The following is a 17,133-nucleotide window of genomic DNA, read 5'->3' as shown; positions in this document are numbered from 1 at the left end:
GGGTCACTCCTCAGTGTTGCCCTATCCTGCTTATGAGTAAAAGCATTATGAGTATACCATGTGGTTATTTGGCTATCAATGTACAGTTTCTGCGGAGAGACTGTTCAATTAAAACGGTCTAAGTGTTCAACTTCGGCGGTTTAGGTGTTTTTTCTCAGCGTAATATGCATTAAAACTAAAATTTTAAATAGGATGGTTTTTAGACTGCCTATAAGGAATTGAAACAAATATCCTAAATAAAACTTAATAATACAAGGAGGAAGTTTTTAGACTGCCTATAAGGAATTGAAACTCCCGGAAGACACGGTTAAGAAGAAGCGTAAAACAGTTTTTAGACTGCCTATAAGGAATTGAAACTCAATATCACCATCAATGCGGCAAACATGACCGAAGAGTTTTTAGACTGCCTATAAGGAATTGAAACAACCATTACGCGGCCGGGAGTACATTGAAGCTAAAAACGTTTTTAGACTGCCTATAAGGAATTGAAACGAAAGCATCGGGATTACTGCTAAAGAACTACAAACAGGTTTTTAGACTGCCTATAAGGAATTGAAACCTGCATTAGAATTGTGTGCAATTACTGCATTATTACCGTTTTTAGACTGCCTATAAGGAATTGAAACATGACGGTTATAGAGAAATGATAAATAAAATTATCCATAGTTTTTAGACTGCCTATAAGGAATTGAAACTCGGTAAACTCTAACATTTAAAATCCTCCTTTGTTTTAGTTTTTAGACTGCCTATAAGGAATTGAAACAATGTTAAAAACAGAACAAAACACTAAAGAAATAGAGTTTTTAGACTGCCTATAAGGAATTGAAACCACCATAAAAGCAACCATTGAGCAAGCAAGAGAGCATGTTTTTAGACTGCCTATAAGGAATTGAAACCCTTTTCGGTTTGCGCTTGCGTCACAGTAGCAAAACGTTTTTAGACTGCCTATAAGGAATTGAAACACCATCGGTAGTAATATCATGACTGTAAATGGCGAACGTTTTTAGACTGCCTATAAGGAATTGAAACCCGTCAGCCACCGCCAAGCCCCGGTATGTCACTTTGCGTTTTTAGACTGCCTATAAGGAATTGAAACGTCCTAATTTTATAGGACTATCGTCCCATACGCATGAGTTTTTAGACTGCCTATAAGGAATTGAAACATAATATGCACAGAAAGTAAAAAATGATGACTGCACAAGTTTTTAGACTGCCTATAAGGAATTGAAACCTGGGGTTGGCAATGTCAGCAATTGCTTAAGCTCCATCGTTTTTAGACTGCCTATAAGGAATTGAAACACGTTTTCCGGCATCTTGTTTATGAAACCGGGAAGGTTTTTAGACTGCCTATAAGGAATTGAAACTTGTCACTCTCCAGCAGCCCCCGGATTTCCAGTTTTCGGTTTTTAGACTGCCTATAAGGAATTGAAACCCCCCTGGTCTGGCCAGCCTTATGAGGCTGATGTAGGTTTTTAGACTGCCTATAAGGAATTGAAACCATTTACTTGCGGAAAGAGTGCGCTGGTTTGGCGCGTTTTTAGACTGCCTATAAGGAATTGAAACAATTAACACTTATAACGGTATCGTCAGCCGGAGTGCCATGTTTTTAGACTGCCTATAAGGAATTGAAACCCTCATCAACAATACCAACTATTTTCACTGATTACGCGTTTTTAGACTGCCTATAAGGAATTGAAACCGCCGTGAAAAGGGCGAAGCTTCGAGTGCAGAACTATGGTTTTTAGACTGCCTATAAGGAATTGAAACTCTATATTATCCTGTTGTCTGTCCGCCTGGAGCACATGTTTTTAGACTGCCTATAAGGAATTGAAACATGGCCCAGGATTCTCGCGGCGTACCGTCGTATTACGGTTTTTAGACTGCCTATAAGGAATTGAAACTCTCATTCCCAAAACCTCTCTCACGGTCGGTAAAGGTTTTTAGACTGCCTATAAGGAATTGAAACTTTCTAGTCCGGGCCATAATCATAATTGCATCGCTGTGTTTTTAGACTGCCTATAAGGAATTGAAACACTAACTCCCAGGGCGTAGCCGTATTCACGATCACCAAGTTTTTAGACTGCCTATAAGGAATTGAAACTTATATACGTGCGCGCGTGGGCGCGGGAGGAGGTGGAGTTTTTAGACTGCCTATAAGGAATTGAAACGATCGGCCTCGCGTTCAATCTCCTGGGTATGGCGACGTTTTTAGACTGCCTATAAGGAATTGAAACATGTAACCTGGGTACATGGCACGCCCAAACAGATCAAGTTTTTAGACTGCCTATAAGGAATTGAAACACGGGTTGCCATCGTACTCCGACGCATTAAATCTGTGTTTTTAGACTGCCTATAAGGAATTGAAACACGTCGGGCGGGTAGGTGGCAATCTGCGCGTATCCCTCCGTTTTTAGACTGCCTATAAGGAATTGAAACTAACTATAGGTGATATTTCCACCTATATTCTTACTTTTAGACTGCCTATAAGGAATTGAAACCTGCACGGAATCAAACTGGTCGTATTATAATAAGACTGCCGGAGCATTTTCAGCGCGCCAGGCAGTCTTTTTGTGTATTATTGTTGGCTTGTCCCAGTATTTTGAGTAGTACTTCAATCCGTGGTTGTTTCGGTACTTTCCGTTGTTGGCTCTGTGGTAGTATTGGTATCGTTCTCCGAAGTGTCTCCGGTAGTGGTATCCGAAGTTGTGTTGTCCGTAGTGCTGTCCGTGGTATCGTCTGTTGTATCGGTGCTGTCTGTAGTGGTGTCTGTGGTAGTATCAGTACCGCTTTCCGAAGTGTCCCCGGTATTGTCTTCGGTGGTAGTGTCCGTTGCAGGGTCGTTTACAGTGACGATATCTTCATCAGGGTTGTCTACATTCAGCTTGAATGTTTCCGCGATGAATCTCAAGGGGACAATGGTCCGGGAATTGTTTAATTCCGCCTTGGCGTCCAGGGTCACTTCCTGGCCGTTGACAAGGGCGACGTTCTGCCCGAGGGTGAGGACGATGGTGGTTTCTCCCTTGGTGACGGTAACTGTCTGGTTCTCGGCGTCATAGTCCACAGTTGCCCCGAAACCTTCGGTGAGCGCCCTGACCGGGATCAGGGTGCGGCCTTCCTTGATGACCGGGGGGACGTCAAACTTGATCTCAGTCCCGTTGGAAAATACCTTTACACCTTGTCTTCCCCGCATCCGGTAGGTGGCGCCCAGTTTTTTGTAAGTCTCCTGATCGGCCGGATCGATTTCTGCCAGATCTTCCAGGCAGTTTTCCTGTTCTTCAAGGTTCTGCTGCTCTTCGGCCAGCGTGAGACTTTCGTTGAGCAGCGCCTTGGCCTCTTCCCTGGTTACCTGCCGCGATTTGTACTGCTCCTTGACCTGGCTGAGTTGTCCCCGCATTTCTTGCCATCTATCCCCTGTCGCGGTCTGCTCCTGGATTTGTTTTAAAGTGCCCCGGGCGTTTTCCATTATCCGGTTTGAATGCTGGCCGTTGACTTTGTCCGGGGTGTTTTTCCTGGTTTGGACTTGCTCGGCGGTTTGAGTTTGGTTCTGTGATGCGTTGGATTTGGAACTTGAGCTTGAATTTGGGCCTGCCCCGGAGTTTGAGCCGCCGTGGCTGTTGCCTCCCTTTGCATATAAAACGCTGTCCGGGGGAATATCAGCGGCCGCCTGGTTGAATGTCACCGGCGAAATGCATAACAACCCGATTGCAACTAACAAAATAAGCCCTTGTTTTAACCTTTTCATGAAGTACACCTCCGTCTGATATTAAAACCTGCCTTTCCGGAAAGCAGGTTTTCTTTTACTTTATCTTCGGGAGAAAGAAATTTTTTTAGGGGTATGAAAAACAATTCTTTACTTTTTGCCGCCTCCTTTTCCGCCTGAGCCGCCGCCCGAACCGGAGCTGTTACCGCCCGAGCCGGAATTGTTGCCGTTCGAACTGCGTCCGACAGAACCCGAGCCGCTGTTGCCGCCTGCACTGCCGGCTTTGACTTCCTGAGATCTGGAATGTACATTGCCGGTGCTGTTGTCCTTAACCTTATCAGTGGAGTTCTCTGCCGGTTGAGCGTTGTTTGCCGGTTTAGCGGCATTTTCATACTTGTTGTCTTTAACGCCGCCAAGGGGCGACTGGCCGGAAATTGAATTGTCGGAACCGTTGTTTGCTTTTTTCGCTTCGCCGGGAGCTGCCGGGTTGGCGTTTCCCGTATTATTATCCGGCTTGTTGCCGCCGGTATCTTTACCGTTATTTGCGTCATTACCCGCGCCCGGCGTGGTGATTCTGTCATTAAATGAGTTGCCGGGGTTACCCGGGGCCGTCCCGACGCCGGGAGAAGGGGAGGAGGGGGCCTGCTCGGTCCGTTCACTAGGTATGGAATGAAGAGCCGGGCCGGGGACGGCACTGTCGCTTTCAGTAAAGGGAAGCGACAGTCTGCCGGCTGAACGGCTGAAAGCCGGGCTGGAGAGCGGGCTGTCAAGATCGCATGTGGAGCCGCTGCTTTGGGCGTCTTGCCAGAGCAGGTAGCGCCCGGCGGACACGCCTTGTTTCACAGCTTGCTTTCTTAATGCGGGATCAGCGTTTAAAATGTGTACGGAGGCCTCGCCCTGGTTCGCGGCCACAGCCTGTCGGGCCGCTATCCAAATACGGTAGTCCAGTTCCTCCTGCTGTTTGTCATTTTTTACGGAAAAAGTGGTTGCCATGAGCACCTGGTTATGCTCACTGTTGAGGTAACCGCTTGCCGCGCAGGCGGCAAGCACGGTTTGGACCGCCTCACCGGCGTCTTGCCCTTGTATTCTCAGTCCCTTGGCCACTTCCCGGCCGTCCTCGTTGAGGCCGGTTACTTTAATAGCCATCATTTCCTGATCAAGGGATATTTCCAGGGCGGGGTTCACTTCCAGGCCGATGTAGGCAAATGTTCGCGCGCCGGCAATGCCCTGGAGAAGTGAATAGGCCAGCACAAAGCAAACCAGCAGGGAGGCGGCGACGGCGGCAAAGCGCAGAGGGGCTTTTACGGCCGGTTGGAAAAGGTCCTCGTCGGTGAAACGGACCTTGAAACCGCTGAGCGTGGCGGGTGTCCTCTTTATTTCTTTAAACTGGCAATCGCCGGTCATAACCACGGCGGAACGTTTTTTCAGAGTGATCACCGTACCCTCATAAACCATCGTCTCCACCTCCTTTTTCGGTCTGCTCGATGTATCCTTTCAGGGTTTCCATGTTGCCGGTGAGCACCAGGCATATTGTTATAATATATTTTCGGTGCCTTTCCACGGTTTTGGGGTTAATTTTAATTTTATCGAGCACTTTTCTTAAAGGAATTGTCTTTTTTTTATATAAATCGCCCATTAGTTCAGGATCACCGGCGATAATCCGGGCGACCTTGATTGACAGCAGGCGTGAGTCCCGGTGCTTGGGGGTGTTTTTAACCAGATCGTCCAGGCTTATTTTAAATTCTTTTAAACTGTCTAAAAAGGAAGCCAGGTCGCATTCCCGCTCCACCCTTTCCCCAACCGGATCCAAAGCGCCGGCCGCCGGACGGCCGTAAGAAATCTCTTCCGAACATTCAAAAGCGGAGAGGGGGAGGCAGTTAGCCTCAGCTTTATTCTTTCTGTAGTAATCTATAATCCGCATTTTGATCACATCACCGGCGAAAGAAAGGAAAGCGCGGTTATGGCCGGGGTCAAATTTATCGATTGCTTCATTGAAAGCAATCAGCCCGATACTGTATTCGTCCCTGCTTTTTAGATCCAGGGAGTTATAAGTTTGGCGGGCAACTTTTTTTTCTATAAATCTCCGGCACCCTTCTATTAGTTTTTCCCTGGCGTCGCCGTCACCGTTTCTTGCCCTGCTTAAAAGGATGTCGAGATCACCTGGTGCGTCCGTGAATCTTTTGAAAAAAATATCTCCCACTCCTTTTGTTTTTTTCCCTGTAAAGTTTATCGGATCGTTTTACTTATTAATAAAGCAGGCTGACGTAAGGAAAGTGAGGATAATATAAGAGGCCCCTGTATTGAATGAACATGTTCCGGCAGGCGGTCAAAAGGATCAAGTTGGCAGAATAACCGCCGGCCGGACGGAAGAAAATAAATAGATGCAACAGAAAAATGAGCCGGCGAAGGGGAAATGAGCATGACACCGGAGATTTTACCCCTGGCTATAGCGGCCTTGGCCGGGATTATCATGGCCATCCAGGGGTCTGTTAATTCCGCCCTGGGCAAAGTAATCGGGCTATGGGAAGCAACTTTTATCGTTCACCTGGTCGGGCTTCTGCTTGTTACTGTTTTGTTGTTTATATGCCGTTTGGGTGACGGCTGCCTGGCAAAATTTCCCCAGGCGCCCTGGTATACTTACCTCGGCGGTATACTGGGGGTTTTGATTGTGTACGGGGTGGTCAGCACCATGCCGAAAGTCGGGGTAGCGCCCGCCACCACGGCGATCATTGTCGGGCAGGTTTTTACGGCGGGCTTGGTTGACCATTTTGGGCTGTTCGGGATGGAAAAGATCCCCTTCAGCCTGTGGAATGTTTTGGGAACGCTGCTGATGGCGGGAGGCGCCTGGCTTATCCTGAAACAATGAAACTCAGCATGAGGATCAGGCTCAGCCCGAAAAGCATGCCCAGGTAGGCCAGCGGCCTGCTGTTGCGGCGGGACTCGGGGGCAAGTTCCCCAAGCACGATATAGGTCATGGCGCCCGCGGCAAAAGCCAGCAGCGGGCCGATGAAGGAGCGGGAGCTTTCCAACAGGGCCAGCCCGAAGAAGGTGCCGACCGGCGTGATCAGGCTGATCAAGATATTGATTGCCAGCACCCGCCCCGCGCTTAACCCCCCGTGGCGCAGCGGGGCCGCCGTCGCCATTCCTTCCGGGATGTTGTGCAGGCCGATAGCCAGGACCAGAAGCGGCCCCAGCTTCTCGGCTGTCGCGAAGCCGGCGGCGATGGCCAGCCCTTCGGGAAGATCGTGCAGGGCGATCCCGGTGGCGATCAGGTAGCCCATTTTCAAGTAGTCTCTTCCTTGCAGGGCAGCGGGGGCAAATATGTTGATTCCCAGGTCCAGCGCCAGCATGAGGGTGATTCCTCCCATAAAACCGGCCAGAGCCGCTATGGGGCTGCCGTAGCGAAGGGAGGACGGCAGCAGGTCGAAGATGATTACGGCGGTCATTATCCCGGAGGCCAGGCCGAGCATAAGAGAAAGGGTGCCCGGCCGCATCCGTCCGAGTGTGATTACGAGCAATGCTCCGAGGCATGTTCCAAGGCCGGCGATCAGTCCCTGCAGAACGATACCATCCAATATTTTACCCGCCTTCAATATATTTTTCCCTATAAACCGATTGTATTAGAAAAGGGACGGCGGTATGCCTTAACCAGGGATGATAATTTGCTGGCCGGGGTAGATCACGTCGGGGTTGTTTATTTGGTTGGCCGCGAGGATCTGATTAAGTGTTTTGCCGTATCGTTCAGCTATTTCCCAAAGTGTTTCTCCCGCTTGGACGGTATGGTTGGTTGTCGGGTTTTGTGCGTTGTTATGAACATTATTTGGCCCCGGTTCATTTGCGCCGGAGGAAATATTTACCGGTGTGCCGATCTGAACCTTTGGAAAAAGCTCCTCAACATCCTGGTTGTACATGCGGATGCAGCCGTTTGACACGTAGCCGCCAATTGAAGACGGATTGTTTGTGCCGTGGATGCCGTAATTCCCGTGCTGAACGGATAAACCCATCCAGCGGCTCCCCAGCATTCCTCCCGGGTGCATTATTTTTACAACCACCATGTAATTCCCGGTCGGTGTCGGGGTTGACGGTTTGCCGACGCCGACGGGATAAATTTTTATTAAGCGTTCCCTCTCGTAATAAGTCAGCCGCCGGGTGGCCAGGTTGATAGAAATGTGACTGCCGTAAGATTTAGTCGAGCTTTTCATATTACACCCTCCGTTTGTATATATTTTTTGTACTGCTTAAGAGCAGGAGTCAGGAGTTTGACTGCTAATTACTGACTGCTGACTCCTGAATACGTGAATGGTCATTAACTTAATTTTATGAAAGAATTGCTGTGATTGGTTGTGCTCAGGTATAATTAGGGTTGAGCGGCTGAACCGGCGGACGGCTCCAGCCGCAAAAATATTGATTGTATTTTAGAATATGTTATTGGGGATGTGAATATGGCGATCAGGGTTTACGCGCGGGCTAAAATCAACCTGACTCTTGATGTGCTGGGGAAGCGGCCGGACGGCTATCACCAGGTGGAAACGGTAATGCAGTCGATTGAACTGAGCGACTGCCTGGAATTCGCGCCACGGGAGGAGGGCGTTTCACTCACGGTGGCGGGCGGGGAGGTTTCTTCCGGCGCGGATAATCTGGTCTACAGGGCGGCTCTTTTAATGCGGGGACGCGCCGGTGGCACACGCGGGATAAGCATTAAGCTGAATAAAAACATCCCGGTGGCGGCCGGCCTGGGCGGGGGGTCGGCGGATGCCGCGGCCACTCTGTCGGCTTTGAATGATATCTGGGGGATTCGCCTCCCCCTGCGGGAACTCTTGTTATTGGGAGAAAAGCTGGGTTCCGACGTGCCTTTTTGCCTGCTTGGCGGGACAGCCCTGGCTGGTGGCAGGGGAGAACGGCTTGAATCGCTTTCCCCGTGTCCCCGCATGGGTCTGGTGCTGGTAAAGCCGCCTTTCGGTGTTTCAACCGCTTCGGTCTACCATGCCTATGATTCGTTCCCGGCGGTCAAAAGGCCGGAAACTGCCGCCATGATCAAGGCTGTCAAGGATAAAAATATTGACGGTATTATCCAAAACCTTGCCAACGTGCTGGAAACAGCCACAATATCCATGCACCCGGAAATCGCTGCCATAAAAAATAGGTTGCTGGAGGCGGGGGCCCTGGGAGTGCTCATGTCAGGCAGCGGCCCGACTGTTTTCGGGGTGGCCGCCTGCCTTGAGGAGGCCCGCGCGGTGGCCGCGCGCTATGAAAACCGCGGTGAGCGGGTGCTGGCAACCGAGACATTTAACCCGGATAGCAATCAGTCTTTTGTGTAAAAATTATACATATAGTTGCCGCAGGGTATACTTGCAGCAATAGGCGGAGAGAGGTTACAATAAGTGTAAGTAATCAGTAGTCATAATAAAAAAGAAGGTTTTATTATTCTGGATTCTGACTCCTGACTCTTGACTTCTGACTACCTGGCAGATATTTTTACACCATACATATTCATTAGGAGGGGCAATATGGGGGAACCTAGATTAGTACCGATCATTCTGGATAATTATAAGCCTCTGCGGGAGTTGGTTTTCGAATCTCTGCGGGAAGCGATTCTGCTGGGACGTCTTAAGCCCGGAGAACGTTTGATGGAAGTGCAGCTGGCCGAGGAAATGGGAGTAAGCCGCACACCGGTCCGGGAAGCAATCAGAAAATTGGAGCTGGACGGTTTTGTGGTAATGGTTCCCCGCAAGGGCGCGTATGTGGCTGCCATCACCCTCAAAGACATCGCGGATGTTTTTGAAGTGCGGGCGGCTTTGGAGGGCATGGCGGCGGGGTTGGCGGCGGAGCGGATCACTGAAGAGGAACTGGACCAGTTGGAACGTTCCCTGGTGCAAATCAGAGAATCTCAATCAGGTGACAACCTCAATGCTGTCGTCGAAGGAGACACGGCTTTTCACGATATTATTTACCGGGCCTCCCGCAACCAGCAGTTGGAGCAGATTATCACGCACCTCCGGGAGCAGATCCAGCGTTTCAGAATGACGTCTTTATCTCAGCCGGGCCGGACCAAGTTCGCCCTGGACGAGCATAAAAAAATTGTCGAAGCCATATCTGACCGCGACGTGGAGCAAGCCAGGCTGCTGGCGAGGGAACATATTGAGAACGCTGAGCAGATTCTATTAAACGCAGTCAGAAAGGAAGAAGAAAGTAATGATTAACGCCGTGGTTCTGGGCGGGAGCCTGAATAACGGCCCTTTGCGGGAGTACAGCCCGGTTGACTATGAGGCGTTGATACCGGTAGGCCCAAAGGTCATGGTTGAATACGTGGTGGAAGCGCTGCTCGGCGCCCGGCGGATCAACCGGGTTGTGGTGGTTGGCCCGGTGAAAGAACTGTCCCCGCTGCTGAGTGAAACGAGAGTGACGCTGACCGGTGCGGCCGGCGGGATCATGGAAAATATCGGGGCCGGGCTGAACCTGTTGCCCGGCGAAAAGAGAGTGCTTCTGGTCACTTCGGACATACCTATGCTGACCCCCGGTTCGGTCGACGACTTTATCGAGCTTTGCGGGGATATGGCCGGTGATGTTTATTATCCGATCATACCAAAAGAAGTTGTGGAAAAGCGTTTTGCTTCCACCCGGCGTACATATGTCGCATTAAAAGAAGGAGTATTCACGGGGGGGAATATTTTTCTGTTTAATCCCGCGGTTTTCGGTCGGTGCATTCAGAACGGAAAAAGAATTTTCGGGCTGCGCAAGAGTCCTTTGCGGCTCTGCCGCTTGATCGGTTTCTCTTTTGTGCTTAAGTATTTGCTGCGTATTCTTGACATTGAGGACGTGTGTAAGAGGGCTTCCGAATTGCTGGGGGTTAAGGGAGAAGTGGTTGTTTCAAAGTATCCCGAAATAGGCGTGGACGTTGATAAACCCGGCGACCTGGAGTTGGCCGGGCGGTTTCTGGGTGATTGCCCGCCGCGCCGGGCGGTCTAACGGCGCGTAAGCATACAATAAACCCGCCAATGAAGGCATGGCGTGTGCATAGAGCGAACGACTTTACGGAGCGTCGGTAACAGCACCCGGCGAAGCGAGGGTAACCGAACTGCGGTGCGAAACCGGCGGACTGCCAACGCCGATAATAACACGTGTTTATCCAGGAAGGGAGTTAATTCATGATATGGCGGCTGAACGGCTGTCCATGGAAAAGATCCGCCTCGCCCGGGACCGGCTGGTCGGAATAGCCCGGCGCACACCGTTGGACTACTCCACCACCTTCAGCAAAGTAACCGGCAACTCTGTCTATCTGAAACTTGAAAACATGCAGAAGACAGGTTCTTTTAAAATACGGGGAGCTTACAACAAAGTGATGAGCCTGGGCAAGGCGGAACGGGACCTGGGCGTTATTGCCGCTTCCGCCGGGAATCACGCCCAGGGCGTGGCTTATGCCGCCGCCGTGGCAGGTATCCGCTGCACCGTGGTAATGCCTGCGGGCGCGCCGATTTCCAAGGTTGTGGCTACGCAGGGATACGGCGCGGAAGTGATTCTGGCCGGCGGCGGGTATGATGAAGCTTACCGGTTGGCCAGAAAATTGCAAGGCAAAAGCGGCGCTGTTTTCGTGCACGGCTTTAATGATCCGGATGTGATCGCCGGCCAGGCGACCATCGCCCTCGAACTGCTGGAAGAGTTGCCCGGTGTCGAGGCGGTGCTGGTGCCGGCTGGCGGAGGCGGTCTGCTCGCCGGCATCGCCTTTGCTCTGAAGGAGATCAAGCCTTCGGTGCGGGTGATCGGCGTACAGGCCGGGGGCGCGCCGGCAATGCACTGTTCCTATAAAGAAGGCCGCCTGCACAAAGTCAAGGGCGCGGGTACCTTCGCGGACGGCATCGCCGTCCAAGAACCTGGTAAAAATACTTTCGCTTTGATTAAACGTTATGTGGACGAATTCGCTGTCGTGGACGATGAAGAAATCGCCAGCGCGATTTTAATGCTGCTGGAAAGAGCCAAGATTGTGGTGGAGGGCGCCGGCGCGGTGGGGTTGGCGGCGCTGATTCACAAGAAAATCGCGCTGGAAAATGTTAAAACGGCTGTTATTTTAAGCGGCGGCAATATTGATGTGAACATACTGTCAATTATTATTGAGCGTGGTTTGGCCAAAACCGGCCGGTATGTCCGGCTGCGCACTATATTAACGGACAGGCCGGGCAGTCTCCTGAAATTGCTCTCAGTGGTGGCGGAAGCCCGCGCCAACGTCATTTCTGTCAGCCATGACCGGATCAAGCAGGGGATTCCTTTAAAGCAAGCTGAAGTGGAACTTTCTTTGGAAACGAGAAACAAAGAACATATTGAACAAGTGATCGCCTGCTTGGCGGCAGCTGGTTACATGCCGGAAATATTTTCATAAATCAGGGAAAATTTCTTTAAATTAATTAAAAACAGGAGGAATTTGCCTGTAGTTGTAGAAAATATAACCGGGTGATACGTTAACTAACTGTGGGGAGAGGTGGTGATATCATGGAAGTTACCGACGTTAGAGTGCGCAAAGTATTGATGGAAGGGAAAATGAAGGCGATTGTATCGGTAACTTTAGATGATTCATTTGTCATTCACGATGTCAAAGTGGTAGAAGGGCACAATGGTTTATTCGTGGCAATGCCGAGCCGGAAGACTCCGGATGGGGAGTTTCGCGATATCGCACACCCGATTACATCTTCAGCTCGCGAGTTGATTCAAACAGCGGTATTAAACGCATACGGGGAAGTTATTTAGTTTAGAATATCTTGAATTTTTCAACTTTATGATAATGAGGGCGTAAGCTCTCTTTTTTTCTCCTTGATGAAAGGAAATAAAATTTTTTTGTAGAATGATTTTTGGGTAGAATGGTCTATGTAATAACTTTGCAAATTAACTGAGTGGTTTCGTTTACAAAGGTACTTGTGACTATTCAGTAGTCAATAGTTGGAAGAGAGAACAGTAAATTGTTTCGAAGTATTCTGACTACTGACTGCTGACTGCTGAATTCTTGATAAAAGGGGGTCGCCGGATGGAACTGGCGGCAGTGATTTTAGCTGCGGGTAAAGGTACGAGGATGAAGTCGAAACTGCCCAAAGTATTGCATACAGTATGCGGCAGCGCGATGCTGTCGTGTGTTGTTGACGCGGCGGCGGGAGCGGGTGTGCAAAAGATGGTCGTTGTCGCGGGCTTCGGAGCGGACCAGGTAGCCCGTGAGGTTGACGGCAGGGCTGAAGTGGTTCTTCAGGCGGAGCAGCTTGGCACGGCCCACGCGCTGGCGCAGGCCGGTCCTCTGTTGAAAGATTTTTCAGGCTGTCTGCTTGTGCTGTGCGGCGACACTCCCCTAATCGAAGCGGGAACCCTGGCTGAATTAGTTGAAAAGCACCGGTCCATGGGAGCGGCGGCCACGGTATTGACCGCCGAGATGGAGAACCCGGCGGGTTATGGGCGGGTGATCCGGGACGAACAGGGCCGGGTGTTAAAAATTGTGGAACAAAAAGACGCGTCCGCAGATGAGATACTGGTCCGTGAAGTGAACACCGGAGTTTATTGCTTCGAGGGAGCCGGACTTTTTGACACTCTGGCGCGGATTACTCCCGCGAATGCCCAAGGTGAATATTATCTTACCGACATTATCGATATATATGCGAAAAACGGGCGGACTGTCGGGGCTGTTGTCCTGAAAAACCACATGGAGATGACAGGCATTAACGACCGCGTGCAGCTGGCTGAAGTGGAACAATACATGCGCAGGCGGGTGCTGAATGAATTGATGAGAGCAGGGGTGACAGTTATTGACCCGCTCTCAACTTTTGTGAGCCGGAAGGCGCGGGTGGGGCGTGACACAGTGATCCACCCCTTTACTATCATCGAAGGTGAAACCGTGATTGGCGAGGACTGTGTGATCGGCCCCGGCTCACGTCTGGTTGACGCCGCTGTGGGTAACGGTGTCTCCATCCAGAATTCAATTGTTTTGGATAGCGATATTGGGGATAATTGCAATATCGGTCCTTACGCCTACCTGCGGCCCGAAACCACCCTGGGGCGAACCGTCAAGGTGGGCGATTTCGTGGAGATAAAGAAGTCAGTCATCGGGGATGGCAGCAAGGTTCCTCATTTAAGCTACGTGGGTGACGCCGTGGTCGGCAAAAAAGTTAACGTTGGAGCGGGTACTATCACCTGCAACTACGACGGCCGCCAAAAATGGACGACACGTATCGGCGACGGGGCTTTTATCGGCAGCAACACCAATCTGGTGGCGCCGGTGGAAGTGGGGGGACAGGCCGTAACAGGCGCGGGTTCTACGATTACCAAGGATGTAGCCCCCGGCGCGCTGGGTGTTGAGAGAGCGAAGCAAATAGTCATAAAAAACTGGGCCGATAGGAAGAAAATAAAAGATTAGCTAAAAATTTAGCTAAAGATTGGTAATATTTAAAATCCTTGATAAAAGATTTGGGGGTCTGGCTGGATGACATCGCGTTATAAAAATCTAAAGATTTTCACCGGCAACGCCAACACTGAACTGGCGGAGGAAATTTGCCAGTACCTTGGCGTTACTATCGGGGCGTCGGAAGTTACGCATTTCAGTGACGGGGAAGTGCAGGTCAGGATTGATGAGAGTGTCAGGGGGGCGGATGTTTTTGTGATCCAGCCCACCAGCACACCGGTTAATGAAAACCTGATGGAGCTTCTGATCATGATCGATGCCGTCAGGAGAGCCTCCGCCAGGCGCATTACGGCAGTGATGCCTTACTACGGGTATGCGCGGCAGGACAGGAAAACAAGGGCGCGCGATCCCATTACCTCGAAGCTGGTTGCCAATATACTCACCGCCAGCGGGGCCAGGCGGGTTCTCACGATGGACCTGCACGCCGGTCAAATCCAGGGCTTTTTTGACATACCGGTGGATCATTTGCCGGGAGTGCCGATCCTGGCTGAATATTTTATGCAGGCTAAATTGGATAATGTTGTAGTGGTGTCGCCCGATCTGGGCGGGGTTACCCGCGCCAGGGACTTAGCCGAGCGTATCGGCGCGCCCATCGCCATTATCGACAAACGCCGGCCGGAGCCCAATATGGTGGAAATTACCAATATAATCGGCGCCATCCACGGTAAGACTGTGATCATGGTCGACGACATCATCGACACGGCCGGCACGATAACCCTGGGCGCCGCCGCCTTGAAAAAATGGGGCGTCAATGATATATATGTCTGTTGCACCCACGGTGTTTTATCCGGCCCGGCGCTCGATCGGCTGGCGGAATCGCCGATCAAAGAAGTGGTGATTACCAACACCATACCGGTGCCGAAAGAAAAGTTGATTGACAAAATTAAGATTCTTTCTGTGGCGCCGCTGTTAGGCGAGGCAATCATCAGAATCCACGAGGATCTTTCAGTAAGCAAACTGTTTGACAAATAGCGTGAAACTATTGATAAATAGCGTAAGATAGTTTTTTAAATCTTGCGCTATAATATTATTATTTATCATTTATTGAATATTCGGACTTTAATGGTTTGTGCAGTTCTTCGAGGAGTTGCCATATAGCAGCATTATATCAAATTATATTTAAGTGCCGGGGAGGTTTAGGGTTTGCAAAAATTTTCGGTCGGCGATGTAATCAAAACCAGAAAAGCGCATCCGTGCGGCAGTGACCTGTGGGAGATAATGCGCACAGGAGTAGATTTCCGGATAAAATGTTTGAAGTGTGGGAGAGTATTGCTGCTGCCCCGCCCCAAATTTGAAAAATCGGTAAAGGAAGTTGTGCGTCCGGCGCCGGACGCCGCTAAGAGCGAGTAATAGCGAATATAGCGACGTGTGTCTAACACCGTTTATTCTTGTCAATTTAATAGCACTGTGCTATAATTTATACGTCAAAATATGGGTTTTGACGTTCCACCCTGCTCTACTTTGCTGTAGGGCCACAGTCCATGGGGAGGAGGTGAATGGTTTGCGCAAGTACGAGGTAGTCTTTGTTATCCGTCCTGATCTGGACGATGATAAAAACACGGCGGTCATTGATAAATTCAAAGACTTGGTTGAGAGCCAAGGCGGCGAGGTACTTAAAGTGGATAAGTGGGGTAAGCGCAGGCTGGCCTTTGAGGTGAAAGACTTCAGGGAAGGCTTTTACGTTATATTCCATATTAACGCTGAATCAAAAGTATCCTCTGAGCTTGACCGTGTGTTTAAGATTACGGATGAAGTGCTTAGGCATATCATTGTCCGCGAAGAAGAATAAAGTCAACTCCGCGTTAGCCGGGGTTAGAAAGACCGGGACGGTGAAAATATGCTGAATAGAATCGTCTTAATCGGCAGGCTGACCAAAGAGCCTGATCTGCGTTATACCACGAGCGGAATTGCCGTGGCGAAGTTTACCCTGGCGGTTGACCGGCGCGTTTCGAAAGATCGGGAAAAAGAAACAGACTTTATTGATATTGTTGTTTGGCAGAAATTGGCCGAAACTTGTGCCAACTATCTCGGCAAGGGCAGGCTGGTAGCGGTCGAAGGCAGACTGCATGTGCGCTCTTATGAAGACAACCAGGGCGTTCGCAGGAAAGCTGCCGAAGTAGTCGCCGACAATGTGCGTTTTCTCGACCGTGCTAAAGAAGCCGGGGCGGCTGCCGGTGAGAATCAGGGTTACGGCAGCGAGATTGGGTTTAACGAAGATGATATTCCGTTTTAAAAAACAGGCGGCTGTTATTCAGGCGCCGGCATAAGGAGGTATTTTATTGAAACGTGAAAGAGGCCGCAGGGGCAAAAAGCGGATCTGCAGCTTTTGTGTGGAAAAAATGGCGGCCATTGATTATAAGGATGTGCCGCGTCTTAAAAAGTACGTTACCGAGCGGGGGAAAATCCTGCCTAGGCGGATATCCGGCAACTGCGCCAAGCATCAGCGGCTGCTGACGACGGCGATAAAAAGGGCCCGTTATATCGCCCTTCTGCCTTATACAGCGGAATGACAACATGGGGAGCCGATAAGCTCCCCTTACTTATTGCTAACCACGCAACAAATAGGGGAACAAATAACAGCTGATTCGTTGCGGAGCGAGGGAGGAAAAAAAACTAGCTGCATAGAATATAAGAAGCTATTGTTGCTATGCAGATTTTATCTGTTTCATGCCGGGAGGACATAAAATGATTACAGGCGGCCAGGAGGGCGGTATCGCCAAGAATATCAAGATTATCGAGTGGTTAAAAGCCGACCTGCTCACCTCCCTTGCAGCACTTTTTAAATCGATGCTCAGGGGCAGTGAGGAGCTGATCCTCGACGCGCTGGCCAGCTTGGTGATCACCTGTTATATCCTGGGCAGGCGGCTGGGGATCAGCTTTCCCCGCCTCGATTTGAAGATCGAAGCCAAACTGCGCCAGGGTATTGATGAGAACCACGAAGTGGAAAGATGGTACGGAGATATTTCCAACTTGTTAAATTACCTGGTTGACAAAAAGAGGTGATCCC

At 50.3% G+C, this 17,133-nt stretch carries 18 protein-coding genes and 1 CRISPR repeat array; of the genes, 13 read left to right on the top strand and 5 right to left on the bottom strand.

Annotated elements, in window-relative coordinates; genetic code table 11:
* Positions 1-195: 195 nt before the first annotated feature.
* Positions 196-2,498: a CRISPR direct-repeat array (repeat unit 30 nt; unit sequence GTTTTTAGACTGCCTATAAGGAATTGAAAC).
* Between the two features lie 113 nt (positions 2,499-2,611).
* The 3 genes from L9W92_RS13405 to sigI all read right to left on the bottom strand — a co-directional run bounded on the left by L9W92_RS13405 (position 2,612) and on the right by sigI (position 5,900).
* Positions 2,612-3,742, bottom strand: a complete 1,131-nt coding sequence (locus L9W92_RS13405) for a copper amine oxidase N-terminal domain-containing protein (RefSeq protein ID WP_240084258.1) — start codon at positions 3,740-3,742, stop codon at positions 2,612-2,614.
* 108 nt (positions 3,743-3,850) lie between these two features.
* On the bottom strand, positions 3,851-5,155 hold the full coding sequence (locus tag L9W92_RS13400; protein WP_240084257.1) for an anti-sigma factor domain-containing protein: 1,305 nt from the start codon (positions 5,153-5,155) through the stop codon (positions 3,851-3,853).
* Positions 5,145-5,900, bottom strand: coding sequence for an RNA polymerase sigma-I factor (gene sigI / locus L9W92_RS13395; RefSeq protein WP_240084256.1), 756 nt, complete (start codon positions 5,898-5,900; stop codon positions 5,145-5,147). The genes L9W92_RS13400 and sigI overlap by 11 nt, the downstream gene beginning before the upstream one ends.
* A gap of 219 nt (positions 5,901-6,119) precedes the next feature.
* Here sigI and L9W92_RS13390 point away from each other — a divergent pair, with 219 nt between their 5' ends.
* Positions 6,120-6,566, top strand: a complete 447-nt coding sequence (locus L9W92_RS13390; protein ID WP_240084260.1) for a DMT family transporter — start codon at positions 6,120-6,122, stop codon at positions 6,564-6,566.
* On the opposite strand, the gene L9W92_RS13385 is transcribed toward L9W92_RS13390, so the two are convergent.
* Both L9W92_RS13385 and L9W92_RS13380 read right to left on the bottom strand, forming a co-directional pair.
* Positions 6,550-7,275, bottom strand: coding sequence for a ZIP family metal transporter (locus L9W92_RS13385; RefSeq protein WP_240084255.1), 726 nt, complete (start codon positions 7,273-7,275; stop codon positions 6,550-6,552). The genes L9W92_RS13390 and L9W92_RS13385 overlap by 17 nt on opposite strands.
* A 69-nt stretch (positions 7,276-7,344) precedes the next feature.
* Positions 7,345-7,902, bottom strand: a complete 558-nt coding sequence (locus L9W92_RS13380; RefSeq protein ID WP_240084254.1) for a L,D-transpeptidase family protein — start codon at positions 7,900-7,902, stop codon at positions 7,345-7,347.
* A gap of 240 nt (positions 7,903-8,142) precedes the next feature.
* Between L9W92_RS13380 and ispE the strand changes: the two genes are divergently transcribed.
* The 12 genes from ispE (at position 8,143) to L9W92_RS13320 (ending at position 17,129) form a co-directional block, all read left to right on the top strand.
* Complete coding sequence (gene ispE / locus L9W92_RS13375; protein ID WP_240084253.1) at positions 8,143-9,018, top strand: 4-(cytidine 5'-diphospho)-2-C-methyl-D-erythritol kinase; 876 nt, start codon at positions 8,143-8,145, stop codon at positions 9,016-9,018.
* Positions 9,019-9,207: 189 nt separating this feature from the next.
* The gene (locus tag L9W92_RS13370; RefSeq protein ID WP_240084252.1) at positions 9,208-9,900 is read left to right on the top strand and encodes a GntR family transcriptional regulator; all 693 of its coding nucleotides are present in this window, start codon (positions 9,208-9,210) and stop codon (positions 9,898-9,900) included.
* On the top strand, positions 9,893-10,666 hold the full coding sequence (locus tag L9W92_RS13365) for a nucleotidyltransferase family protein (RefSeq protein ID WP_240084251.1): 774 nt from the start codon (positions 9,893-9,895) through the stop codon (positions 10,664-10,666). Before L9W92_RS13370 ends, L9W92_RS13365 begins: the two co-directional genes overlap by 8 nt.
* 184 nt (positions 10,667-10,850) lie before the next feature.
* Positions 10,851-12,071 carry a threonine ammonia-lyase gene (gene ilvA, locus L9W92_RS13360; protein WP_240084250.1) on the top strand — a complete coding sequence of 407 codons (1,221 nt, stop codon included), beginning with the start codon at positions 10,851-10,853 and terminating at the stop codon, positions 12,069-12,071.
* A 110-nt stretch (positions 12,072-12,181) separates the two neighbouring features.
* The gene (gene spoVG, locus L9W92_RS13355; protein ID WP_240084249.1) at positions 12,182-12,436 is read left to right on the top strand and encodes a septation regulator SpoVG; all 255 of its coding nucleotides are present in this window, start codon (positions 12,182-12,184) and stop codon (positions 12,434-12,436) included.
* A 274-nt stretch (positions 12,437-12,710) separates the two neighbouring features.
* On the top strand, positions 12,711-14,081 hold the full coding sequence (gene glmU / locus L9W92_RS13350; protein ID WP_240084248.1) for a bifunctional UDP-N-acetylglucosamine diphosphorylase/glucosamine-1-phosphate N-acetyltransferase GlmU: 1,371 nt from the start codon (positions 12,711-12,713) through the stop codon (positions 14,079-14,081).
* A gap of 66 nt (positions 14,082-14,147) precedes the next feature.
* On the top strand, positions 14,148-15,098 hold the full coding sequence (locus tag L9W92_RS13345; RefSeq protein ID WP_240084247.1) for a ribose-phosphate diphosphokinase: 951 nt from the start codon (positions 14,148-14,150) through the stop codon (positions 15,096-15,098).
* Between the two features lie 171 nt (positions 15,099-15,269).
* Positions 15,270-15,476 carry a DUF951 domain-containing protein gene (locus L9W92_RS13340; protein WP_240084246.1) on the top strand — a complete coding sequence of 69 codons (207 nt, stop codon included), beginning with the start codon at positions 15,270-15,272 and terminating at the stop codon, positions 15,474-15,476.
* Positions 15,477-15,627: 151 nt separating this feature from the next.
* Positions 15,628-15,915, top strand: a complete 288-nt coding sequence (rpsF, locus tag L9W92_RS13335) for a 30S ribosomal protein S6 (RefSeq protein ID WP_240084245.1) — start codon at positions 15,628-15,630, stop codon at positions 15,913-15,915.
* Between the two features lie 48 nt (positions 15,916-15,963).
* Positions 15,964-16,359, top strand: a complete 396-nt coding sequence (locus L9W92_RS13330; protein ID WP_240084244.1) for a single-stranded DNA-binding protein — start codon at positions 15,964-15,966, stop codon at positions 16,357-16,359.
* Between the two features lie 46 nt (positions 16,360-16,405).
* Entirely contained in the window at positions 16,406-16,636 is a 231-nt protein-coding gene (gene rpsR / locus L9W92_RS13325; protein ID WP_240084243.1) for a 30S ribosomal protein S18, read from the top strand.
* 175 nt (positions 16,637-16,811) lie between these two features.
* A complete protein-coding gene (locus L9W92_RS13320; protein ID WP_240084242.1) occupies positions 16,812-17,129 on the top strand; it encodes a MazG-like family protein in 318 nt (105 codons plus the stop codon).
* Positions 17,130-17,133: the final 4 nt, after the last annotated feature.

It is taken from the genome of Pelotomaculum terephthalicicum JT (genome assembly GCF_022410535.1).
Lineage (GTDB): Bacteria > Bacillota > Desulfotomaculia > Desulfotomaculales > Pelotomaculaceae > Pelotomaculum_D > Pelotomaculum_D terephthalicicum.
The sequence above is the reverse complement of the archived record's forward strand: the minus strand, read 5'-3'. Positions and strand labels throughout refer to the sequence as shown.